The organism is Glutamicibacter nicotianae, from assembly GCF_006539525.1.
In the GTDB taxonomy this organism is placed as follows: Bacteria; Actinomycetota; Actinomycetes; order Actinomycetales; family Micrococcaceae; genus Glutamicibacter; species Glutamicibacter nicotianae.
Window position 1 is genome coordinate 91,585 of record NZ_BJNE01000010.1, and the last position, 21,160, is coordinate 112,744.

At 63.1% G+C, this 21,160-nt stretch carries 21 protein-coding genes; 13 read left to right on the top strand and 8 right to left on the bottom strand.

Going from position 1 to position 21,160, the window contains the following annotated elements:
* Positions 1 to 26: 26 nt before the first annotated feature.
* The 4 genes from ANI01nite_RS12095 (at position 27) to ANI01nite_RS12110 (ending at position 3,878) form a co-directional block, all read left to right on the top strand.
* Positions 27 to 710: a CE1759 family FMN reductase gene (locus ANI01nite_RS12095; RefSeq protein WP_141358258.1), complete on the top strand. Its 684-nt coding sequence runs from the start codon at positions 27 to 29 to the stop codon at positions 708 to 710.
* 193 nt (positions 711 to 903) lie between these two features.
* Positions 904 to 1,689: a 2-oxo-hept-4-ene-1,7-dioate hydratase gene (hpaH, locus tag ANI01nite_RS12100; RefSeq protein WP_038989991.1), complete on the top strand. Its 786-nt coding sequence runs from the start codon at positions 904 to 906 to the stop codon at positions 1,687 to 1,689.
* A complete protein-coding gene (locus tag ANI01nite_RS12105) occupies positions 1,674 to 2,483 on the top strand; it encodes an aldolase/citrate lyase family protein (RefSeq protein ID WP_174787685.1) in 810 nt (269 codons plus the stop codon). Before hpaH ends, ANI01nite_RS12105 begins: the two co-directional genes overlap by 16 nt.
* 105 nt (positions 2,484 to 2,588) lie before the next feature.
* Positions 2,589 to 3,878 (top strand): cell division protein PerM, encoded by a 1,290-nt coding sequence (locus ANI01nite_RS12110; protein ID WP_141358260.1) that lies wholly within the window; start codon positions 2,589 to 2,591, stop codon positions 3,876 to 3,878.
* Here the strand turns inward: ANI01nite_RS12110 and ANI01nite_RS12115 are convergent.
* Positions 3,875 to 4,513, bottom strand: a complete 639-nt coding sequence (locus tag ANI01nite_RS12115; RefSeq protein WP_073706529.1) for a hypothetical protein — start codon at positions 4,511 to 4,513, stop codon at positions 3,875 to 3,877. The genes ANI01nite_RS12110 and ANI01nite_RS12115 overlap by 4 nt on opposite strands.
* A gap of 105 nt (positions 4,514 to 4,618) precedes the next feature.
* Positions 4,619 to 5,149 carry a DinB family protein gene (locus tag ANI01nite_RS12120; RefSeq protein ID WP_170214641.1) on the bottom strand — a complete coding sequence of 177 codons (531 nt, stop codon included), beginning with the start codon at positions 5,147 to 5,149 and terminating at the stop codon, positions 4,619 to 4,621.
* A 148-nt stretch (positions 5,150 to 5,297) separates the two neighbouring features.
* On the opposite strand from ANI01nite_RS12120, the gene purN reads away from it, so the two are divergent.
* The gene (gene purN / locus ANI01nite_RS12125; protein WP_141358264.1) at positions 5,298 to 5,867 is read left to right on the top strand and encodes a phosphoribosylglycinamide formyltransferase; all 570 of its coding nucleotides are present in this window, start codon (positions 5,298 to 5,300) and stop codon (positions 5,865 to 5,867) included.
* A gap of 32 nt (positions 5,868 to 5,899) precedes the next feature.
* Positions 5,900 to 7,414: an SDR family NAD(P)-dependent oxidoreductase gene (locus tag ANI01nite_RS12130; protein ID WP_141358266.1), complete on the top strand. Its 1,515-nt coding sequence runs from the start codon at positions 5,900 to 5,902 to the stop codon at positions 7,412 to 7,414.
* Positions 7,415 to 7,438: 24 nt separating this feature from the next.
* Here the strand turns inward: ANI01nite_RS12130 and ANI01nite_RS12135 are convergent, their stop codons facing one another.
* A complete protein-coding gene (locus ANI01nite_RS12135; protein ID WP_066140083.1) occupies positions 7,439 to 8,128 on the bottom strand; it encodes an anti-sigma factor family protein in 690 nt (229 codons plus the stop codon).
* On the bottom strand, positions 8,125 to 8,628 hold the full coding sequence (locus tag ANI01nite_RS12140; protein WP_141358305.1) for a sigma-70 family RNA polymerase sigma factor: 504 nt from the start codon (positions 8,626 to 8,628) through the stop codon (positions 8,125 to 8,127). Before ANI01nite_RS12140 ends, ANI01nite_RS12135 begins: the two co-directional genes overlap by 4 nt.
* A 206-nt stretch (positions 8,629 to 8,834) precedes the next feature.
* Between ANI01nite_RS12140 and ANI01nite_RS12145 the strand changes: the two genes are divergently transcribed.
* Positions 8,835 to 9,365 (top strand): COG4315 family predicted lipoprotein, encoded by a 531-nt coding sequence (locus ANI01nite_RS12145; RefSeq protein ID WP_255314529.1) that lies wholly within the window; start codon positions 8,835 to 8,837, stop codon positions 9,363 to 9,365.
* A gap of 93 nt (positions 9,366 to 9,458) precedes the next feature.
* Here the strand turns inward: ANI01nite_RS12145 and ANI01nite_RS12150 are convergent, their stop codons facing one another.
* Both ANI01nite_RS12150 and ANI01nite_RS12155 read right to left on the bottom strand, forming a co-directional pair.
* On the bottom strand, positions 9,459 to 12,479 hold the full coding sequence (locus tag ANI01nite_RS12150) for an alpha-mannosidase (protein ID WP_141358268.1): 3,021 nt from the start codon (positions 12,477 to 12,479) through the stop codon (positions 9,459 to 9,461).
* Positions 12,480 to 12,587: 108 nt separating this feature from the next.
* Positions 12,588 to 13,256: a histidine phosphatase family protein gene (locus tag ANI01nite_RS12155; RefSeq protein ID WP_141358270.1), complete on the bottom strand. Its 669-nt coding sequence runs from the start codon at positions 13,254 to 13,256 to the stop codon at positions 12,588 to 12,590.
* A gap of 202 nt (positions 13,257 to 13,458) precedes the next feature.
* Here ANI01nite_RS12155 and ANI01nite_RS12160 point away from each other — a divergent pair, with 202 nt between their 5' ends.
* Positions 13,459 to 14,028 (top strand): TetR/AcrR family transcriptional regulator, encoded by a 570-nt coding sequence (locus ANI01nite_RS12160; protein WP_141358272.1) that lies wholly within the window; start codon positions 13,459 to 13,461, stop codon positions 14,026 to 14,028.
* Between the two features lie 47 nt (positions 14,029 to 14,075).
* On the opposite strand, the gene ANI01nite_RS12165 is transcribed toward ANI01nite_RS12160, so the two are convergent.
* Positions 14,076 to 15,413 carry an MFS transporter gene (locus ANI01nite_RS12165; RefSeq protein ID WP_141358274.1) on the bottom strand — a complete coding sequence of 446 codons (1,338 nt, stop codon included), beginning with the start codon at positions 15,411 to 15,413 and terminating at the stop codon, positions 14,076 to 14,078.
* A 187-nt stretch (positions 15,414 to 15,600) separates the two neighbouring features.
* On the opposite strand from ANI01nite_RS12165, the gene ANI01nite_RS16855 reads away from it, so the two are divergent.
* The 4 genes from ANI01nite_RS16855 (at position 15,601) to ANI01nite_RS12185 (ending at position 19,506) form a co-directional block, all read left to right on the top strand.
* On the top strand, positions 15,601 to 16,338 hold the full coding sequence (locus ANI01nite_RS16855) for a hypothetical protein (RefSeq protein ID WP_174787686.1): 738 nt from the start codon (positions 15,601 to 15,603) through the stop codon (positions 16,336 to 16,338).
* A gap of 97 nt (positions 16,339 to 16,435) precedes the next feature.
* Positions 16,436 to 18,103 carry a bifunctional phosphoribosylaminoimidazolecarboxamide formyltransferase/IMP cyclohydrolase gene (gene purH, locus ANI01nite_RS12175; protein ID WP_141358276.1) on the top strand — a complete coding sequence of 556 codons (1,668 nt, stop codon included), beginning with the start codon at positions 16,436 to 16,438 and terminating at the stop codon, positions 18,101 to 18,103.
* A 456-nt stretch (positions 18,104 to 18,559) separates the two neighbouring features.
* Complete coding sequence (locus ANI01nite_RS12180; RefSeq protein ID WP_141358278.1) at positions 18,560 to 18,817, top strand: antitoxin VbhA family protein; 258 nt, start codon at positions 18,560 to 18,562, stop codon at positions 18,815 to 18,817.
* Between the two features lie 194 nt (positions 18,818 to 19,011).
* Positions 19,012 to 19,506, top strand: a complete 495-nt coding sequence (locus ANI01nite_RS12185; protein WP_170214642.1) for a GNAT family N-acetyltransferase — start codon at positions 19,012 to 19,014, stop codon at positions 19,504 to 19,506.
* 130 nt (positions 19,507 to 19,636) lie between these two features.
* Here ANI01nite_RS12185 and ANI01nite_RS12190 read toward each other — a convergent pair whose 3' ends face one another.
* Entirely contained in the window at positions 19,637 to 20,020 is a 384-nt protein-coding gene (locus ANI01nite_RS12190) for a hypothetical protein (RefSeq protein WP_141358282.1), read from the bottom strand.
* Positions 20,021 to 20,200: 180 nt separating this feature from the next.
* On the opposite strand from ANI01nite_RS12190, the gene ANI01nite_RS12195 reads away from it, so the two are divergent.
* Complete coding sequence (locus ANI01nite_RS12195; RefSeq protein ID WP_141358283.1) at positions 20,201 to 20,698, top strand: GNAT family N-acetyltransferase; 498 nt, start codon at positions 20,201 to 20,203, stop codon at positions 20,696 to 20,698.
* Positions 20,699 to 21,160: the final 462 nt, after the last annotated feature.

Consider the following 21,160-nt stretch of genomic DNA (forward strand, 5'->3'; position numbering starts at 1 on the left):
CATATAAATCGTGAAAGGCAGGAACCGTGAGCAAGTCAGTAGTCGTCATCAGCGGTGGACTGGGAACCCCATCAAGCTCCTCGCTGCTCGGTGGGCAAATCGGACAGAATATCGCCACCCAGCTGGCTGCTGCTGGGGTGCAGGCCGACGTGGCCAATATCGAACTGCGTGAGCATGCTGGTGAGATCACGAACAACATGCTCACCGGTTTCGCCGCCCCGGGCCTGCAGAAGGCCATCGATGCGGTAGTGGGTGCCGACGTGCTCGTGGCAGCGACCCCGGTCTTCACCGCCTCGGTCTCCGGCCTGTTCAAGTCCTTCCTCGATATCCTGGACCCCAAATCGCTGAGCGGAAAGCCGGTCGTGCTCGCCGCCACCGCGGGAACCCAGCGCCACCAGCTCGCGATTGACTACGCCATGCGCCCGATCTTCTCCTACCTGCGGGCGCAGATCATGCCGACCACAGTCTTCGCGGCCTCCGAGGATTTCGGCGGGCAGGGACTGTCCGGCACGCTGGCCGATCGCGCTCGCCGGGTTGCGCGGGAAGTCGTCCTGGCACTGTCGCTGAGCGAAGGCGAACTATCCGCGGACGCGGATTTGGGCGACACCCGTTCCATCGCCCCATCGGTCAGCGAATTCGCCGATCCCGATGACGAGCTCACCTCATTGCCGTTCGAAGCGCTGCTGGCGAACCTCAAATCCGGTTCCTGAGCCGGCCTGCTTCCATCATTCTGGCCCCGTTGTCCTGCATCCATTCGAATTGCCGTGAAAGCGAAGCAATATGTTAGTACGATGTGCCATCAATACCGAACCTCGGTACGATCAAGAACCGTGAGCTAAGTCATTTCTTCGAGATGATGGCAGCTGAACGAGGTTTGAAGAGTAGTGAAAGGTGTAGCCGTCGATGCTATCCGAGGAAACAATCACGGCCATTGCCGATGAGCTGGTCCAGGCCGGCGAGACGCGGACTCCCGTGCCGCGCCTGACCGCGCGTTACCCAGAAATGACGGTAGAGGATTCCTACCGCGTCCAGAACCTGTGGCGCCAGCGGTCCGAAGCGGCCGGCCGTGTGCTGGTAGGCCGCAAGATCGGCCTGACTTCCCGTGCCATGCAGATGGCTACCGGCATTACCGAGCCTGACTACGGGATCATTTTCGACGATATGGTCTACGATTCCGGCGCAAAGCTGAAGTGGGAAGACTTCACCGGCGCCCGCGTGGAAATGGAACTGGCCTTCAAGCTCAAGAAGGATATCGAAGGCCCGCGGGCGAACATCTTCGATGTGCTCGACGCTACCGAATACGTCATCCCGGCCCTGGAAATCCTCGATGCCCGCGTGGAGATGGAAGGCCGCACGATTGTGGACACCATCAGCGACAACGCGGCCATGGGCGCCATGGTGATCGGCGGCAACCCGGTCAAGCCCGAGAGCATCGATCTGCGCTGGGTCTCCGGCATCTTGTTCAAGAACCAGACCGTCGAGGAAACCGGCGTCGCAGCCGGTGTGCTGAACCACCCCGCCGCTGGCGTGTACTGGCTGGCCAACAAGATCGCCCCGCACGGCGACAAGCTCAAGGCCGGGGAAATCATCCTTGCCGGTTCCTTCACCCGCCCCATGTGGGTCAACGCCGGGGACACCGTCTTTGCCGACTACGGACCGTTGGGAACTGTGACATGCCATTTCGAGTAGAGCCGGATCCGTCGCTGAAGGACGCGCTCAAGGACGCCGACCACTCGCTGGCCGGCATCTGGGTGTGCTCGGCCTCCCCGCTGGTCGCCGAGATCTGCGCAGGCGCAGGCTTCGATTGGCTGTTCATCGACGGCGAGCATTCGCCCAACGACCTGCAGAACATCCTCGCCCAGCTGCAAGCGGTGCGCAGCTACCCGGTAGTGCCGGTGGTCCGCCCTGCGGTCAACGACCCGGTGACAATCAAGCAGTTCCTGGACCTGGGCGTGCAGTCGCTGATCATCCCGATGGTCAACGACGCCGAGCAGGCCGCGGCTGCCGTGGCCGCCTGCCAGTACCCGCCCAAGGGCGTGCGCGGCGTCGGTTCCGCGCTGGCCCGCTCGGCCCGCTGGAACCGCATCCCCGACTACCTGGCCCGTGCCGACGAGACCATCACCATCATGGTGCAGATCGAAGCGGATGAAGCGGTGCGCAACGTCGAGGACATCGTCGCCACCGAAGGTGTCGACGGCATCTTCATCGGCCCATCGGACCTGGCCGCCTCCATGGGAGTGATCGGCCAGCAGAGCCACCCGGACGTGGTCGCCGCGGTGCTCAAGTCGATCAACGCGGCCAAGGCGGCGGGCAAGTATGCCGGGGTGAACGCCTTCGACCAGAAGAGCGCCCGCGAATACATGGCTGCCGGCGCGGACTTTGTCGGCGTGGGCGCCGATGTGGCGTTGCTGGCCCGCTCCACCGAAGCGCTGGCTGCAAGCTTCTCCTCCGAAGCGCAGGGCGCCACACCGGACAGCTACTAGCCCGGGCGTTCTAGGCAACCCTTCAGCTCATCATTGCGCGTCGATCGAGGCCGGTCGGCGCCAATGGTGGCAACATTGAAGATGATGAGCCGCGAAAAGAAACCCATGAAGGCAGTGATGTTGCGCCTGCGCAACGGCTGGCCAATGCCCCTGGCGTTGCAGGGGGTCTTCGAGATACTGCAATCCGTGGTCTTTTGCCTTGCCCTGATCACGTTGCCGCTGGTCGCCGTCTATTTCAGCGGGGGCTTTCTGGAAGACTCCTTCGAGACGATCCTGCAGTTCGGCGGCCTCATCTGGCTGCTCGTCCACGGCGTGCCGGTGGAGATCCTGAATCTCGGTCCCGAAGCGGACCCCAGCTCTGTGATCGGATGGCTCACGCTGATCCCCCTGGGGCTGTCGCTGGTGCCCTTCCTGTTCTGCCTGCGTGCCGGGCGGCGCATCGCCCGCGCATCCTACACCGACCAGCTCTGGCAGGGGTTGGCCGGAGCCTTCCTGGCCTACGGGGCCATCGGCACCGGCATCGGTTTCCTTGCCAATAATTCCTATGCGCGGGTCAATATCCTTGCCGCCGCCTTCATCCCGCTGATCATCGCCCTGCTGGGCCTGATTATCGGCGCGCGCCGAGAAGCCGGCTCCTGGGCCCGCCTGTTCGGTGTTGACACGGCCGCCTATATCCAGCGGGTCTCGCCGCATCGCCGCTGGGCCGGATCCTATGTCTGGCATGTGATCGTCGCCGGATTCCTCGGCTATGTGGCCGCCGTGGGAATCTCCGGGTTGCTGCTGACCATCAACCTCGGTGTGCACTGGACCGATGTCGCCAACGTGTCCCAGGAGCTGCGCCCGGGACCGATCGGCTCGGCAGCGCTGACCCTGGTGCAGCTGTCCTTCATCCCGAATGCGGTGTTCTGGGTCTTGTCGTGGATCAGCGGCGGCGGGTTCAGCATCGGCACCGGCAGCACCCTGTCCACCCTGGAAACCACGGTGGGCCCGCTGCCGTCGATTCCAATGCTCGCGTCCCTGCCCTCCGGGGACATGGCGCACCAATGGCTGTTCCTGCTGATCCCGGTGGCCGCAGGCATCGTGGCCGGCTGGTACTTCCTGCGCGTGGGCGAGAACCACCTCGAAGACTGGTTTGCCCGCAGGATTCCCTTCAATGCCTTGTCGCTGGGGGCCTCGACCGCATGCTTGGCGGTCTTCACCGGGGTCGTGACCGGGCTGCTGAGCCTTGCCGGTTCCTGGCTCTCCTCCGGTTCCCTGGCCATCGGCCGGCTGGTCGAGATCGGCCCGAACATGTGGGCCACCGCCGGCGCCCTGGCACTGCAAATCGGCTTGGGCACCGCCATCGGCTACCTGATTGCCCCGCTCTTCGAAACCGACCCGGTGCTCGAAGGCTAGGTCAGGCTGGCCAGCACCAGCGGGTCGCCCTCGGGGCGGTTGATGGTGATCTGTCCCAGCGTCGCGGCGGTTGATTCTTCCATCACCAGCAGCACGGAGTCGTTTTCGGTGACTACCTGGATATCCTCGGCGGCAAGCTCAGGGTGCGAGGCGCGCATTTCGGAGACGGCGTTCTGAACCGTCTCGCCGCTGATGCCGGCAGGCATCAGGTAGGTGACGATTTCCAGGCTGTTCTCGCCGCCGTTGACCTTGAGCGGAACCCCGTTCTCCACCACGTAATCCATCGTCGGGCAGGTGGTTCCGGCGATCTCGTAGTCGCCGTCCTCTTCCACCGGCTCGGGAATGGCCACCATGCACAGTTGGCCTTCGTTGCCGACCGCGACATAATGCCGGCCGAGGTCCGAGGTGGCCAGCAGGTGGCGGGTTTGCGGGTCGTAGGATTCGGTATCCTCGAAGCCCTCGGGAAGCTTGTCGTCATCGTCCTGCGTTTGCGCCAGCAGCGGCAGGTATTCCTCGGCCGAAGGGACCGGAACATCGCTTGGTTCGCTCTGGGGAGTCCCGGCCGAACATGCCGTCAGGGTGAGCAGCCCGGTGATTGCCAGTGCAGAAACTTTTCCGAAATATGCCTTTGGCATGGACGCCTGGCTCCTTACGTAGACCTGTTTTCGCGCATACGCCAAGAAGTCTAGCCAAAGGCCACAACCCATTCCATTGACCTGCTGGGTCCGTATCGGGCACAGTTAGCTGATTTCCACACCCAGATCCCACAGGTGATGCACGAGATCATGCCAGGCATACTGGTTCAGCGTTTCCACGGTAAACGCGGCGCCGTTCGAGCGCAGGCCGCGGCGGGAATACTGCGCCGGATCCAGGCTCTTCAGTATCGCGGCGTAGCCCGCGGCATTCTTCCGCAGCAGCTCGGCGACCTGACCGGCTCCCAGCGCGTTGTAGTTTCCCGCCTCGGCCGCCTGGTCCTGGTCCCAGTTGGGGAACTCCGGTTCATCGCGTTCCAGCATCAGGGTGAAGCGCCCGGTCATCACCTCAAGCATTTCGGCGACGTGCGCCACGTACTCCTGCGCGCTCCAGCGCGCAGGGTTGGTGCGGATGGCAGCATCGGGACGTGAGAGTACCGAGATGTAGCGCTCCACGTGTCCAGGCAGCTGCTCAATGGCATCGCCCGGCGAGATGCCGCGCACGTCATAGCCGCACTGCTCGCACACCGTATCCAAGACAATTGTCCAGTCCTTGCCGTCGGGAACTATCTGGCTCATCAAGACCTCCACATCGAACTGCGCTGTTAAGGCCAGTCTATGGCCGGTACAGCACGCGGGCATCGAATATGGCGGCAGCAGAGGAAACGCAGTGCAACATTGCGTCCGGGTTCAAGGGAGGCAAGAAGCGAACCGTAGAATTGAACCCATGCGCATTGTGGTTTTGGTTTCAGGTACCGGTTCTAATCTCCAGGCAGTCATCGATGCCGTCGCCAGCGGCGAACTGGAGAACGTCGAGATCGCTGCCGTCGGCGCAGACAAGCACGGCACCTACGGGGTGGAACGCTCGGCTGCCGCCGGCATCGAGACCTTCGTGGTGAACTTCAAGGACTATGCGGACCGCGGCGACTGGAACCATGCGCTGACCGAAAAGTGCCTGTCCTACGCCCCGGACTATGTGGTGTCCTCCGGATTCATGCGCATCGTCGGCGAAGAGTTCATCAATGCCTTCGACGGCACCTACATCAACACCCACCCGGCCCTGCTGCCGTCCTTCCCGGGCGCCCACGGCGTGCGCGACGCCCTGGCCTACGGTGTGAAGGTCACCGGCTGCACCGTGCACATTGCGGATGCCGGGGTGGACACCGGTCCGATCCTGCGCCAGGAAGCCGTGGCCATCGAGGATACCGACACCGAAGAATCCCTGCACGAGCGCATCAAGGTAGTCGAGCGCCGCCTGCTCATCGCCACCCTGGCGGATCTGGCCCAAGAAAACTAGCCGGCGACCCACCACGTAAAATTGGTGGCGAGATGAATGAACTGACACCGCCGCCCGGGCAGGCAACCGAAACCGAACTGTTCACCGACGAGGAACTGGCGACTGCGCTGAAGGTGCTCTCGGTGGTGCACACGCTGGACTCCGCGGATGAACGGCATATCGCCGTGCGCCGCGCGACCAGCAACATGTTCAAGGCTGCCAAGCGCTACCGCAAATCCCAGAAGCGCGCCGAGATCAGCGCCGCTGACCGCGCGCTGATCGAGCGGACCGCCACCGGCTCGCCGCAGCGGCTGGACGACGAGACCCTGGGCCTGGATCTGAGCACCCCGACCCAGGGGCAGAGTGCCGGGCAATTCCGCAAGCCGCGCGGCTGCTACATTTGCAAGCAGCGCTACACCACGGTGGATGCCTTCCACCACTATCTCTGCCCTGACTGCGCCGCCGCCGGGCGCGAACGCCGCGATGCCCGCGCCGACCTGTCCGGCAAGCGCGCGCTGCTCACCGGCGGCCGGGCGAAGATCGGCATGCATATCGCCCTGCGCCTGCTGCGCGACGGCGCCCACACCACCATCACCACGCGCTTCCCCAAGGACGCTGCCCGGCGCTTCGCCGCATTGGAGGACAGCGCGGACTGGATGCACCGGCTGCGCATCGTGGGCATCGACCTGCGCGACCCCGCCCAGGTGATCTCGCTGGCTGACCGCATTGCGGCCGAGGGCCCGCTGGACATCCTGATCAACAATGCCGCGCAGACCGTGCGCCGCACCGCGAACTCCTACCAGCACCTGATCGAATCAGAGCTGCAGCCGCTGGCCGGTGAACTGGCCTTCGGGCAGGGCGGACCTCAGCTGTGGGGCGAGGCGAACCCGCCGGCCGAGCACCCGCGGGCGCTGGCCAGCGCCTTCCGGCTGGAGGATTCCGCGCTGCTGGCCCCGAGCACGCTGGGCGGGTACGACGCGCAGCAGCTCGCGGACCTGGCGATGACCGCCGGTTCCGCCTCCCTGGAGCGCATTGCCGCGGGCACCGCCATCGATGCCGGGGGACTGGTGCCGGATGTGGTCACGGAGAATTCCTGGACCCAGATCCTCGGGGATGTGGATGCCCTGGAAATGCTGGAAGTGCAGCTGTGCAATGTCACCGCGCCCTTCCTGCTGGCCTCCCGGCTGCGCCCCGCGCTGGCCGCCTCCGAGGCGCGGCGCAAGTACATCGTGAACGTCTCGGCCATGGAAGGCCAGTTCTCCCGCCGCTACAAGGGCGCCGGGCACCCGCACACCAACATGGCCAAGGCCTCGCTGAATATGCTCACCCGCACCAGCGCCGAGGAAATGCTCGCCACCGACCGGATCCTGATGACCGCGGTGGACACCGGGTGGATCACCGACGAGCGCCCGCACGATGCCAAGGTGCGCATGGTCGCCGAAGGCTGGCACGCCCCGCTGGATCTGATCGACGGCGCCGCCCGCGTCTACCAGCCCATCGTCGATGGCGAACGCGGCATCGACCTGTACGGCTGCTTCCTCAAGGACTACCAGCCCTCGCCGTGGTAGGAAGCCGCGCGTGCTGCGCCGGGGCTAGGACGCACCCTGTCGGCCCAGCGGCACCTCGGCGAGCACCGCCGAGCCGGCATCGCGCAGCTGGATCACTGAAATGTCGTTCAGCATCACCGGCACGGCGCCGGTCATCTGCGTCGTGCCGGTTGTTGTGGCCAGCCAGGCTCCGGCCTGCTCGGCGCTTCCCGCCGCATCCAGCACCCACAGCGAAAGCTGGCCATCGGTGGGCAGGTCGCGGCCGTCGAAATGGACTTCGGTGCCCCAGGCCTTGGCCTTCAGTCCCAGATCCACCTGCGCGCCGGTGCCGCCGCGCACCTCGTAGCTGGCATCCGTTGCCGGCGCCTGCGCGGGGAACAGCACCGGAGAGAGCCCGAGCCCCAGCGCCACCGATGCTGCCACGGCCGCTGCCAAGCCGGCGCCCTTCACGATCCTCCGGCGCCGCCGCCGCGCCCGCAGGCCATCCAGTGTTCGCTCCGGTGGTGCCTGCCCGTGCTCGGCGGTTTGCTCCGCAGTCTGCTGCGCGGGCCGCTCCATGAGCAGGGCATGGGCGGTGGCCTCGTCCAGGGCGCGCAGCCGCGGACCGATGGCGCCGAACTGCTTGGCCTCCTGCTGGCATTGCTGGCACCCGGCCAGGTGCGCTTCGAATGCCGCATGTTCTGCCGGTGCCAACCCGCCGAGCAAGTAGGCCCCGAGGTCGATATGCTCGTTCACTTCTCCACTCCCATTTCGGCCAGGATCCCGCGCAACGAGCGCAGGGCATAGTAGGCGCGGGACTTCACGGTACCCTCCGGGATCTGCAGTTCCACGGCCGTTTGGGCCACAGTGGAACCGAAGTAATGCAGATGGACGACCACCTGCCGATGCTCAAGGCTCAAGCGCATCAGTGCTTCCTCCATCAAGATCCGGTCCAGCGCCTCGGCGATGCCGGCGGTCGAATCCCTGGACTCGGGGTCGACTTCTCCCAGCGGGATTGCCGAGATCCTCGCGGCGGCTCGGCGATGCCTGTCGATGATGACATTGCGCGCCGTGGCAAAGAGGTAGCTGCGCAGCGAACCGGTCACCTCCGGCGAGGCTCTCCAGACCCGCAGCACCGTTTCCTGCACCACGTCGTCGGCTTCCTCCTGGCTGCGGGCCACCCGCAGCGCGAAACGCCGCAGGGCATCGCCATGCTCCCGGTAGATATCGGAGACTATCTGCGCATCCAAGGGCACCTTCTTCTGGTTCGGCTTCCTATGATCCAAGGCTTCACTTCCCTAGACGCAGCGCAGCGGCAAATAGTTCACCCATGCCCCAAGTATGCATAAGAACTTCCCTGGCGGGTGAACCAGATCACGATTCACTACGTCTTAGTGGGTGAAGGCGTGGCAAGCACGCTGCCCGAGAATGCGGCTGAGCCTGCATGACGAGAGGAATGACCATGGGCAAGAAGAACAGTAAGCCGTTTGCGGTTGCAATGGCAGTCCTGTGCTCCGCGGCGTTGCTGCTGGCGGGATGCAGCGGCGGCACCGGTTCCGGCAATGGCGGCGGGGACGGTTATGGTGGCGGTTATGGCGGCGGGGTAGACAGCGCCAGCGAAGCGCCAAGCGAAAGCGGGTCCGGCGCTGACTTGGGTGTTGCCTCCACCGGTTTGGGAGATGTTGTGGTGGATTCGCAGGGCATGACCCTGTACTACTTCACCAAAGATGAGAAAGGCACGACGAGCAGCGCGTGCACCGGCGATTGCCTGGCCAAGTGGCCGATCGCCACGACCACGAGCGATGAGCCGGTCCTGGAGGGTGTCACCGGCGAAGTCGGCACCATAGAAAGCCCCGACGGCGAAAAGCATCTGACGCTCAACGGCATGCCCCTGTACACCTTTGCCCAGGATGCCAAGCCCGGGGATACTGCCGGGCAAGGCGTCGGCGGGGTCTGGTTCGCGGTGGCTCCCGACGGGACGATGATCCAATAAGCAATGATCCAATAATCCCTGGCAATCATCGTCGGGAAACCAGCCGGGCCGGCACGCGACGCAGCGTGCCGGCCCGGCCTGTGGCTCCTGCGGCTACTTGGCCACAGTGAAGCGCAGGGTGCGTACTTCGAACGCGCCCAGCTTCAGTGGCACTGCGCCATCGGCCAGTTCGATGCACTGCCTGTCCAGTTCGTCTTCCAGCAGGCTCACGGTGGATGCCTGCGAGATCTGCGCATTGACCCGCAAGCTGCCGCTGGCACGGCGTCCCAGGGATTCGTAGACGCGCACCACCAGATCGCCGGAGCGGTCAGCCGCCAGCTTCACGCTGGAGACCACCAATCCCTCGCCGGATATCGTAACCAGCGGGTCCACGCCTTGCGCGCCGTCGATGACACGCTCTTCGCTGTTCAGCAACGCGCCGGCCGCAGTTGCCGTGGCCACGTCTGCGCCGATCACCAAGCCGTAGCGGTGGGTCTGCACGCCCTGGTCGGTTTCCGGGTCGGGGAAGCGCGGGGCACGCAGCAGCGAAAGCCGCATGGTCGTGGTGACCTCCGCGTCCTTGGCATCACGGGTGACATCGAAACCGTAGATGGAATCATTGACCAGCGCCGCGCCGAAGCCGGGCTCCTCGGCCAGCACGAAGCGGTGCATGGAAGTTTCGAACTTCGCCGCTTCCCAGCTGGTATTCACGTGGGTCACGCGCTTGTGGTAGCCGAACTGCGTTTCGGCAATTGCGTGCTCCGCACGGATATCCAGCGGGAAGGAGACCTTCAGGAACTTCTCGGCCTCATGCCAATCGGTGCTCTGCGAGATCTGCAGGGTCCGCGAGCCGGGAGCCAGCGACAGTTCCTGCACCAGCGTGGACTGCGAGAAGCCGCGGGCAATCGTGACGACCTGGCTGCCGTCCTCGCGCGAAGACAGCTCAAGGCTGTCGAGCTCGCGCAAGTCGGTGACCTGGTTGCGGTAGTACTTGTCCACGTCCCAGGCATCCCACATGTTCGGGAAGTCCTGGTGCAATTGCAGCAGGTTCGCTTCCTGGCCTGCGGCGATCGTTTCGCGGCCGGTGGCCAGATCCACGGCGGAGGTCAGCAGGCCCTGGGCATTGATCGCCACACGAACCAGCGAGTTCTCCAGGGCATAGCCGCCGTCCACGGCGGTTGCCCTGACCTGGGACGCGGCAGCAGGCTGCACCGGCTTGGCCTGTCCGAAGGCCAAGGAATTGCGGGTGAACGCGGCGCCGTTGAACGCAATCGGGGTGGAACCTTCGCCGGCCAGCTGCTGCTGGGCGGTGCGGATCAGTGCTTCGGCCTGCTCGATCACCTGCGCATAGCGGGCCACGACCTCTCGGTGCACCCACGCAATCGAGGTGCCGGGCAAGATGTCGTGGAACTGGTGCAGCAGCACCGTCTCCCACAGTTCGTCAAGCAGTTCATAGGGATAGTCGGCTCCGGTGCAGAGCGCAGCGGTGGCGGCCCACAGCTCGGCTTCGACCAGCAGCTGCTCGGTGCGCCGGTTGCCCTGCTTGGTCTGGTGCTGGCTGGTCAGCGTGGCGCGGTGCAATTCCAGGTAGAGCTCGCCCACCCAGACCGGAGGGTTGGGCAGTTCGGCCTTGGCCCGGTCGAAGAAGTCGTTGGGGTGTTCCCAGGCCACCTTCGCGCTGCCTTCCAGGTTGGCCAGGCGCTTGGCCTTGCCGGTCATTTCGCGGGTGGTGCCGCCGCCGCCATCGCCCCAGCCCACCGGCGCGATGGAATTGTTCGTGACCCGCGCTTCGCGGAACTGGCGCGATGCCTTGGCGACCTCCTCGCCGGAAAGCTGCGAATTGTAGGTGTCCATCGACGGGAAGTGGCTGAACATGCGCGAGCCGTCGATGCCTTCCCAGTCGAAGGTGTGGTGCGGGAACTTGTTCTGCTGGTTCCAGGAGATCTTCTGGGTGAAGAACCATTCGAAGCCGGCACGGCGCATCAGCTGCGGCAGGGCGGGGGAGTAGCCGAAGGAGTCCGGCAGCCAGACGCCCTTCGAGGTAATGCCGAATTCCTTGCGGAAGAAATTCTGGCCGTAGAGGAACTGGCGGACCAGCGATTCGCCCGAGGGCATCACGGTGTCCGATTCCACCCACATGCCGCCCAGCGGCAGGAAACGCCCGTCGGCTACCGCCTGCTTGACCCGCTCCCAGACTTCCGGGCGGTGGGTCTTGAGCCACTTGTACTGCTGGGCGCTGGACATGCCGTAGAGGAATTCTTCCTCGTCGCCCAGCAGCTCCACCATCGAGGAGCAGGTGCGCGAGACCTTGCGGATGGTTTCGCGCAGCGGCCACAGCCAGGCCGAGTCGATGTGCGAGTGGCCGATGGCCGAAATCTGGTGGGCGCTGTGTTCCGCCGGGGCGGCCAGGACCTCGGCCAGCTCATCGCGGGCGGCCTGCGCGGTCTGCGCGATGCGCTGCAGATCCAGCACGTCCAGGGCGTTGTCCATGGCCTGCAGGATCTGCATCTTGCGCGGCGTTTGCCCAAGCTGCTCCTGCAAATCCAGCAGCACTTCCAGATCCAGGGAGAGCTCATGCACCACGGGCTCGAAGACCGCCAGGTCCATCCGGCGGGTGGTGTACAGGCGGCGCGAGGAGGAGGTGAGGATATCGCCCTGCTCGGTGGGCAGGAACGGGTGGTAGTCGAGCAGCACCGGATTGGAGGCGGCTTCCAGATACAGGTCGATGGCCTCATCGCCTTCGGCGCACGCAGTGATTGGCACCCACTGGTTGCGCGGGTTGACCGCCTTGATGGTGATGCCATCCGGGCGGTACACCAGTCCCTCGCATTGGAAGCCGGTCATGTTGACGTCAAAGCCCAGATCAATCACCGCTTCGACGCGGCGTCCCGCCCACTGCGACGGCACCCGGCCCTGCAGGTGGAACCACGTGGTGCCCCACGCCGCGCCCCAGGGCGTGCCGACGGAGGTCGGCTGGTAGTCCAGTGCCAGGCCCTCGGCCGGGGTGACCGGCTCGCCGGGCAGCTCATGCCATGACAGATCCAGCGGCAGGGTTTCCGAATATATCGCTGGAAGGATACGCTCGGTCAGAACGCGGCGGACGCGTCCGATAGTCAGGGAAATGTCGTCGTGCATCAGGGCCTTCCGTTTGTGCGCTCCGCAGAAAATGAGCTCCCTAGCCAGACTACCGAAATATCAGGTGCTGAGCTGGTCCAACTCGCGTTCGCCAGAAGAAGGCAGGGCTCAGGCCGCGTCGTCCTCGCCGCCGGTGACATCCTGGTCGAGGGCATCGCGGACGAAATCGCCGCCCAGCGGTTCGGTATCCCAGCGAGCCAGCGACCACTGCCCGCCGACGCCCAGCTCCAGCAGGGAGCCGCCGGTGTTCTCGATGACCAGCTGCGATGCCGCATCGGGGGACATCTTGGTGGCCCAGGCGCTGAAGACGCGAATGGCCGCACCATGGCTGAAAACCGCTGCGGTTCCAGAGTAGTCCTGCGCTTGCGCGATGGATTCCAAGGCTTTGGAATAGCGCTCGATGAAGTCGTAGCCGTTCGGCCCGCCGGGCATGTTCTGCTCCCAATCGCCGTGCATCCAGGAACGCAGGCACGTGGCATAGGCGGATCGCGATGCCTCATCTGCCAGCATTTCCAGCTCGCCCGCCGAGATTTCTTCAAGGCCGTCCATGATGTGCACCGGTTCTGCAATTGACTCGCTCAGCGGCTGGGCTGTGAGCTGCGTGCGGTTCAGCGTCGAGGCGTAGATCGACTGCAGCTGCCCGTTGCCCAATACCCGGGGCAGGGCGCGAGCCTGGCGATGGCCCAGCGGGGTGAGACTGGCACCGGGGAAAGCAGTATCGAGCTTCCCGGCAACATTCGACGGGGTTTGCCCATGCCTGATGAGTTGAAAACGCATATCCTCTGCTTCCTTGGCCTAGCGGTCCTGGATCCTAGGGATAGCACGGTTTCGCGCAAACGCGGAATGGCTTCCGGTGCGGAAGAAACATTTCTATCTGGAATGATGATTTCCGCTTCGTCTCAGCACTGCCCGTCCGATATCGTAAATTCGACAGGTGGCAAGCCGCGACCTGGAAGTTCCCCCAGAACGGAATCCGCTCATGCGTTCAGATGCTCTTCGGCGACGTGAGAACATCCTTCGAGTTGCTCGTGAATTATTTGCCGAACACGGCGCCCAGATTGCAATGGAAACCATTGCGGAGGCAAGCGGTGTCGGCATCGGCACACTCTACCGGAACTTCGCTGATCGGCTGGCATTGGTTGAGGAAGTCACCCTCGTCATGCTGGAGGATATCCGCAGCGCCTCGCAGCAGGCGATCGAGCGGCTTGACGCGAATGAGGCAGAGGGCTGGGATGTCCTGCTGGGCACGCTGATCGAGCAGAATCTCGGGGCGTTGAGCGAAGCACTGGGGCTGCAGCTGCCCAAGAAGGTCAGCCCACGCATCCTCGAAGCCCAAACCGAGGCATCCAAGACCCTGAACTCCGCCTTGGAACTGGCCAAGAACGCCCAGCTGGTTCGCGCCGACATCTCCGGGCTGGAACTGATTGCCGCCGTCGGGTCCATGACCCGTCCGCTGCCGCGGGCCTTCAGCAACAGCCAGCCCGGCCTGGAAGAGCGCATCGTGCAGATCATGCGTGACGGCTTGCGCCCGCAACCTGCGCAGAACTAGAAAATGCCGGCACCCATGGTGCCGGCATTCGCTATTGGGGGAGAGATTCAGTCCAGCTGCAGTCCGCGGGTTTCCGGTGCGAAGCGTGCCATGAACAGGATGGCCAGCAGCACCAGCGCGGTCGCGCCGGAAAACAGCCAGCCCAGCCCCACCACGGGCCACAGTGCCGCGAAAATCAGCGGGCCGAAACCGGCGGCAAAGCGCGACATGGTCGAGGCCCAGCCGAAGCCGCTGGCCCGCAGCTCGGTGGGGTACAGCTCCGAAACGTAGGCATACAGCACCGGAATGGCCACCTGGACAATGACGCCGAACACCAGCACCCAGCCAATCGCGGCCGCCGGGACGTCGAGGTTCTGCGCGACGATGACCAGCACGAGGCCGGAGAGCGGGGCAGAGATCGCCAGCAGCCATTTGCGGCCCACCCGCTCCACCAGCCAGGCGGCCAGCACGACGCCTGCCAGGCCCATCAGCGCCATCACCGCGGTGGCGAAGAAGGACGCGGACTGGGCCATTCCGGCTTCGGTGAGGATCGACGGCAACCAGGTCAATGCCAGGTAGTAGACCAGCAGAATGGTCATGAACAGCAGCCAGCTGGTGGCGGTGATCTTCCATGAATACCGCCACAACGAGGCCACCTGCTCCCACCAGCGTGGAGCCTTCTCCAGCTCCACCGGCTCGATCACGTAGTCGCGCTTGGTTGCCCCGGTGCGTTCCACCAGCTGGTCGATGACCGCACGGGCTTCCGCATCCCGGCCCTTGGCCGCCAGGAACAGCGGGGACTCGGGCATGGAGCGGCGCACCAGATACACCATGAACGCCGGCAGGATCATGACTGCCAGGATCAGCCGCCAATTATCCGCGGTAGCCATCACCCAGCCGGAGACGAAGAAGGACAGCGCCGCGCCCACCGGCCACCAGCCATCCATGGCGGTGAGCACACGTCCGCGCAGCTTCGCCGGCGTGAATTCGCCAACCAGCGCATAATCCACCGGGATGCAGCCGCCCAGGCCGACACCGGCCAGGAAGCGGAAGGCGACGAAGAAGCCGAAGCTCGGCGACAGCGCGCCGAGGACGGTGAACAGCGAGAACATCAGCAGCGTCAGGCTGAACGCGTTCTTGCGACCGTACCTGTCGGCGATCCCGCCCCAGAGGAACGCGCCTACGGCCATGCCCACCAGGTTGGAGGTGCCCAGCAGGGCCGCGGTGGGACGATCCAGCCCCCACTCCTCGGCGACCAGTGGAATCAACGCGCCGTTGAGGGTGACGTCCCAAGCATCGAACATGAAGCCGAGGCCGCCGATAATGAAAATGGTGCCCTGCACCTTCCATTTGAATGGCAGCTCTTGCACGATGGTCGTGCCAGAGGGCGGGGGTGCGGAAGACACAGTGGTGCACCTTTCGGTGTGCGAGCGGAATTGGTGTGTACCGCGTGAAGCATAGCCGAAAACCGGAGCGCAGGTGTAGCTCTCTACGCTTCTTCTCGCGCCACGTCAAGGCCTGTTGCAAGCGACGGCAAGGGAGTAATCTTCGGACATGGGAGTAGATTGGACCGCTCTCGAAGAGGCTATACGGGTGACTGCCCTTCGACACGCAGCGGAAGTGATAGCTGGACACCCGGACCAAGACTTCTATGCCATTGCCCTGCATGGCGTCAGCACCGAGGAAAGCGAAACCATCGCCATGCCCTTGCTGGCCCTGAACTCGGTGCAGGCCCTGGAACGCGACCGCCTCACCGAGTCCCGCGAGCAACTGGTGGAACGCGGCGAGGACACCGATGAGCCTGCCGACTACGAAGACCGTCCCGATGCCGAAGGCGATGGAAGCCTTGAACCCGAAACCGTCACATTGGAAGAAGATTCGCTGCTGATCTCGGATTCCGAGGACGAGGACGACGAGCCGGAAGATGACGAGGACTCCGACGGGGAAGACCTCGATGACGTCCTGGCCTCCCTGGAAGCGGATCTGGAAGAAGACGACGCGGAGAGCTTCTACTCGGATAAGTGGGAGCCCAGCGATTGGCACTGGTCATCCATTGATTTATGCGAAGACCCGGCGGCTACCCTGTGGTCCGATGCGATGACAGGGCTGGCCGCACGCGAAGGCTGGGAACCGACCATCAAGCGCTACTACCACACGCTGGTTGCGGTGGCCCGTTCCTTGCGCGAAGAGTTGAACGAACGGACCAAGGTTGATCTGGTGGCCTATGTCGCAGATGAGGAGCATGCTGAGAAGCTCCTGCAGCTTTGCCTGACTGACAAGCAGCTTTCCACGTATTTCCCGCAGCTTTCCGCACTATCCGAAGGGGCTTGACACGAACTGAAATTCCGGTGCCTTCGTTGGTTAGAATGTTGGCGGTGGCCTCTGCGCTGCCCGCCCCATTCATTCTCACCGCCGGGAGAAAAATTTCGTGAGTAAGACCGTGCTGGACAAAGTCGCTATCCGTCGCGCGCTGATTTCCGTCTACGACAAGACCGGCTTGGAGGAGCTGGCCGCTGGTTTGCATGCAGCAGGCGTGCAACTGGTATCCACCGGTTCCACGGCCAAGAAGATCGCCGCCGCTGGAATTCCCGTGACCGAGGTCGAGCAAGTGACCGGTTCCCCTGAAATGCTCGACGGACGCGTCAAGACCTTGCACCCGCGCATCCACGGCGGCATCCTCGCCGACCGCCGCGTCGCCGAGCACATGGACACCCTTTCCTCGATGGACATCGAGCAGATCGACCTGGTCGTGGTGAACCTGTACCCATTCGTGCAGACCGTCGCCTCCGGCGCCTCCCAGGACGAAGTGGTCGAGCAGATCGACATCGGCGGCCCAGCCATGGTCCGCTCGGCAGCGAAGAACCACGCCGCCGTCTCCATCGTGGTTGACCCGGCGTTCTACCCGCAGGTCATCTCCGCTGCCTCCGATGGCGGCTTCGATCTGAAGACCCGCCAGCGCCTGGCCGCCAAGGCCTACGCGCACACTGCAGCCTACGACACCGCGGTCGCTTCGTGGACCGCCAGCCAGTTCCTCGACGAGGACGGCGACGGCGTCATCGATTGGCCAGCCTATGCAGGCGTGGCCCTGCAGCGCGCCGAGGTGCTGCGCTACGGCGAGAACCCGCACCAGCAGGCAGCGCTCTACGTGGATGAGGCCGCCCCGGCCGGCATCGCCCAGGCCGACCAGCTGCACGGCAAGCCAATGAGCTACAACAACTACGTGGACGCGGATGCCGCACTGCGCGCCGCCTACGACTTCGAGAAGCCAGCAGTTGCCGTCATCAAGCACGCCAACCCTTGCGGTGTGGCAGTGGCCTCGGATGACGCTGCAGACCCGATTGCCGACGCGCACCGCAAGGCGCACGCCACCGACCCGGTATCCGCATTCGGCGGCGTGATCGCCGCCAACCGCACGGTCACCAAGGAAATGGCTGAAACCGTCAAGGGCATCTTCACCGAGGTTGTCATTGCCCCAGATTTCGAAGAGGAAGCAGTGCAGATCCTCTCGGCCAAGAAGAACATCCGCCTGCTGGCCCTGCCAGATGGCTATGGCCGCAACAAGAACGAATTCCGCCAGGTCTCCGGCGGCATGCTGGTCCAGGCCGGCGACAAGATCGACGCCGAGGGCGACAACCCGGCGAACTGGACCCTGGCCGCCGGCGAGGCAGCTGACGCCGCGACCTTGGCAGATCTGGAATTCGCCTGGAGCGCCGTGCGCGCCGCGAAGTCCAATGCGATCCTGCTGGCCAAGGACGGTGCCGCCGTGGGCATCGGCATGGGCCAGGTCAACCGCATCGACTCCTGCAAGCTGGCAGTGGAGCGCGCCAACACCTTGGGCGTGAAGGTCGAGTCCGGCGCAGATGCCGCCGGCGGTGCCGAAAACGCCACCGGTGCTTCCGAGCAGCGCGCGCAGGGAGCAGTGGCCGCTTCGGATGCATTCTTCCCGTTCGCCGATGGACTGCAGATCCTGATCGACGCCGGCGTCAAGGCTGTCGTGCAGCCAGGCGGCTCGGTGCGCGATGAGGAAGTCATCGCGGCCGCGAATGAAGCTGGCATCACCATGTACTTCACCGGTGCACGCCACTTCTTCCACTAGGAACTAGCCACGCCGTTTCGGGCCGTGCAGCCAGCGCTTGCCGCGCTGGCTGCACGGCCCGCGGTGCTTGACGGATATATGCACGGCTGGGGCACGGACCGCCGCATCGGGAGCCGCCGGAATCGGTCTGCCTTCGCCTATGCCCAGCACCATGCTTTTGTTGTGTTTCCCTGTCGTTCTGAACAGCCGCGTCCCCGTTGTTACGTTTCAGTCTGCAAGGAAACTTGCTTATACAGCTATATTGACTACTTGTCTAACAACTCTAGTCCTGCATTATGGGACAACAGTTGTATCGAACCGACTCTCCTTGGTGATGGCATGGAATGCAGGTGGCGCGCCAGGGCGAGACTGCCTGAACTTTATCCCCGATACCGAAACCAACGGTGACTATCGATGGATCGTTCTCGGGCGACTCGGTAAAATTGAGTAGGGCAACTTTCATGGAAGGAGCCAACCTTGGCCGAGAAGTTTGATATCGAGGAACGCTGGCCGGAACTGTTTACGCAGCTCGACGCCAACCAGCGTAGTGCCATTCGTCAGGCGCTAGCCTCAGCTTGGCACGAGGGATGGGTTCCCAACCGCGAGGACGTAGAGAACCTGACCGACGTGGCCCGCGGCGCGATCTCTAAGAAGCGTACTGGCTTCGCGGTCCCGGATAACGTGGACAAGCGCCGCTTCGCCGCACTCATTAGCAAGCATTGCTCCTCCGAGTAGGGGATGAGAAACGGTAGTGCCCTGTAGTATCCGTTGCCAGACTGCGTGGGGGTGGCAGGTCTTTTGCAGGCCGGGCATCGGGGAACCTAAAACTCATGAAGATTCAGACTTTCGAACACGTACCAGGTCAGCTAATCGTTTCATTATCACTGAGCCACCCAACATTCTCGCGTTACTACGGTAGATTCGGGAGCATGGAAAACCTTTCGATTCGAACTGCGAACCTTGATGATGTAGATGACATTCGGTCAATTGGGCTAATGACATGGCCTGCAACGTACCTCAGCTTCACCAGTCCCGATTTCGTCATGGACAACCTCAATACTTGGTGGTCTCGTGGCTCGGTAAGCGCATCCATTACGGATGACACGACATTCATCGCTTCTCAGGATGGGAAAGCCGTCGGCACACTGACGTTGGGGCTGTTTGAGGGGGAACCGGTCATCTGGAAAATCTATGTCCTGCCGGAAGCCCACGGCCGCGGAATTGGCAGTGCCCTTATGGACGCCGCCCTAGCTGCCATCGGCCCGGCTCAAGACGTGAGGATTGAATTCGTGAAAGGAAACTCTGCTGCCCGGCAGTTCTACGGACGGCGTGGCTTCATGTTCGATTTCGAAGAAGACATGGCCGAGGGATTCACGACAGTTTGGCTTCGCAGGCCTGCAAATGCAACGATTCCAGCAACCTAAGATGTTTCCCACAGTTCCCCTGCTGGAGTTTTGCCTCGCTGTAGAAATTCCGGGACGCCCGATAAGGACGCAAGGCGGGCGGGACCGGCTCACAGCTCACCGATGAATTGCTATCGACGTTGAGCAGTTGTCAGCTTGGGGATTCGTGCGGAACAACGACGATCTGCACTGTGTCTTCGTAGATGATTCTCCCCGGATCAACACTGGCAAGTCGCACAACTTCCACACCATGCCGTGCAAGAAGTTCCAAGTACGGCTCGACGCGTTCCAACAGGTGTGTTGCGGTGTCCTTGAACCAAGCTGCTGCGCTGGGATTCACCTGAGGATTGTAGACATCCGGATTCGATGCCGCCGGATCCGGATATGCAGCATTGAACCAGTCATTTCCAGACCTCCAAGCAGCCCATTCAGCATCGCTCAATTTGCCCTCGCGGGCGAGGATATTGGCAAGTCCGAAGACACCGGGGAATATTCCTCGATGATTCGGAACGCCCGCTTGGTACCGGATATACATTGGCTGTGGTGGCTCCTCGTGCTCGCTGCTGGATAACACCCTCACAGTCAACCAGATCCAGCGGCCAAAGCATTGCTGCAGGGCGTGGACCTATGGATTTTGCACTGGTAGATTCGAGGCATGTTCCGTTCATAAAGTTTTCTCTCAACTATTTCAGAAAACCTAACGAATGGATTTGCCATGCCCTCGGACGTTCTACAAGTTGACCTTCATCAATCAGATCTCACTCCTGCAGTGTCTTCGTACGCGGAAATCTGCAATGCCAAATCATCTTCCTCGGTAGCCCTAGCTGCTGCGTACTTCGCGGCATACCCGCCGGGCATTGCGGCTGCAACACTTGCCGAAGCGCAAACCGAGATGGAGGAAACCTTTGCCCACGAGTTCGGCCAACTCGTCGAAGATGCTTCTTTCGTCGCGCTGCACCAAGGAAAGCCGATTGGGGCGATTTTTGTTGTCGAAGAATCGATTTGGGATGAAGACCTGTTGGGGCCATTCATCATCGACCTCTTCGTTGATCCACAGCATCAGGGACATGGACTGGGCAACGCCTTGATTGTCGCTGCCATGGCCGCGTGCAAGAAGCGAGGTGATGACACGTTGAGTCTAAGGATTGGCGATGGAACCTCTGGCGCTGCGTTGGAACTCTATCGACGACTTGGGTTCAGGCCGTTGGCCTAGCCGAATAGCGGCGGAGTCATCAGTATGGTTGTCGAACCATGGCCTCGCCGCAATCCTCGCCTTCGTGAGTTTCCAATGGTGCCGATAGACGTCCGGCTTCAGTTGAAAACTAATCCACGTGCAAGTTGCGCCAGCCGTTGATGCGAGGGGATTGGGAAGCCCGCGCAACGCGGCCGAATCTGTATTTTCCGAAACGGAGCACTACGAAATAAAAGAATCTGTCGTTGGCGTCTAACCGCGGCAAGCTCGGGACGGCTACGAGCTATTGCGCTATTTTGTGCTGGTGAAGCAGGGTTTTAATTCTGGTACCAACCGTCGCCGATGAATCTGCACTCATCGAAGTTGCACCACGTATTGTGTCCGGCAGGTAAATTGTTCAACAACCTGTTGCCAAAGTTGTTGAACAACCTGTAAAGTCATCTGCATCATATTGACCTTGTGACGGTTGTCACCACTATCGCA

What these genes read in the sequence shown, in the direction of transcription:
- hpaH (WP_038989991.1), top strand. Translation starts at nt 904, where the DNA reads ATGCTATCCGAGGAAACAATCACGGCCATTGCCGATGAGCTGGTCCAG.
- ANI01nite_RS12105 (WP_174787685.1), top strand. Translation starts at nt 1,674, where the DNA reads ATGCCATTTCGAGTAGAGCCGGATCCGTCGCTGAAGGACGCGCTCAAG.
- ANI01nite_RS12110 (WP_141358260.1), top strand. Translation starts at nt 2,589, where the DNA reads ATGAAGGCAGTGATGTTGCGCCTGCGCAACGGCTGGCCAATGCCCCTG.
- ANI01nite_RS12115 (WP_073706529.1), bottom strand. Translation starts at nt 4,513, where the DNA reads ATGCCAAAGGCATATTTCGGAAAAGTTTCTGCACTGGCAATCACCGGG.
- ANI01nite_RS12120 (WP_170214641.1), bottom strand. Translation starts at nt 5,149, where the DNA reads ATGAGCCAGATAGTTCCCGACGGCAAGGACTGGACAATTGTCTTGGAT.
- purN (WP_141358264.1), top strand. Translation starts at nt 5,298, where the DNA reads ATGCGCATTGTGGTTTTGGTTTCAGGTACCGGTTCTAATCTCCAGGCA.
- ANI01nite_RS12130 (WP_141358266.1), top strand. Translation starts at nt 5,900, where the DNA reads ATGAATGAACTGACACCGCCGCCCGGGCAGGCAACCGAAACCGAACTG.
- ANI01nite_RS12145 (WP_255314529.1), top strand. Translation starts at nt 8,835, where the DNA reads ATGGGCAAGAAGAACAGTAAGCCGTTTGCGGTTGCAATGGCAGTCCTG.
- ANI01nite_RS12150 (WP_141358268.1), bottom strand. Translation starts at nt 12,479, where the DNA reads ATGCACGACGACATTTCCCTGACTATCGGACGCGTCCGCCGCGTTCTG.
- ANI01nite_RS12155 (WP_141358270.1), bottom strand. Translation starts at nt 13,256, where the DNA reads ATGCGTTTTCAACTCATCAGGCATGGGCAAACCCCGTCGAATGTTGCC.
- ANI01nite_RS12160 (WP_141358272.1), top strand. Translation starts at nt 13,459, where the DNA reads ATGCGTTCAGATGCTCTTCGGCGACGTGAGAACATCCTTCGAGTTGCT.
- ANI01nite_RS12185 (WP_170214642.1), top strand. Translation starts at nt 19,012, where the DNA reads ATGGAAAACCTTTCGATTCGAACTGCGAACCTTGATGATGTAGATGAC.
- ANI01nite_RS12190 (WP_141358282.1), bottom strand. Translation starts at nt 20,020, where the DNA reads ATGTATATCCGGTACCAAGCGGGCGTTCCGAATCATCGAGGAATATTC.
- ANI01nite_RS12195 (WP_141358283.1), top strand. Translation starts at nt 20,201, where the DNA reads ATGCCCTCGGACGTTCTACAAGTTGACCTTCATCAATCAGATCTCACT.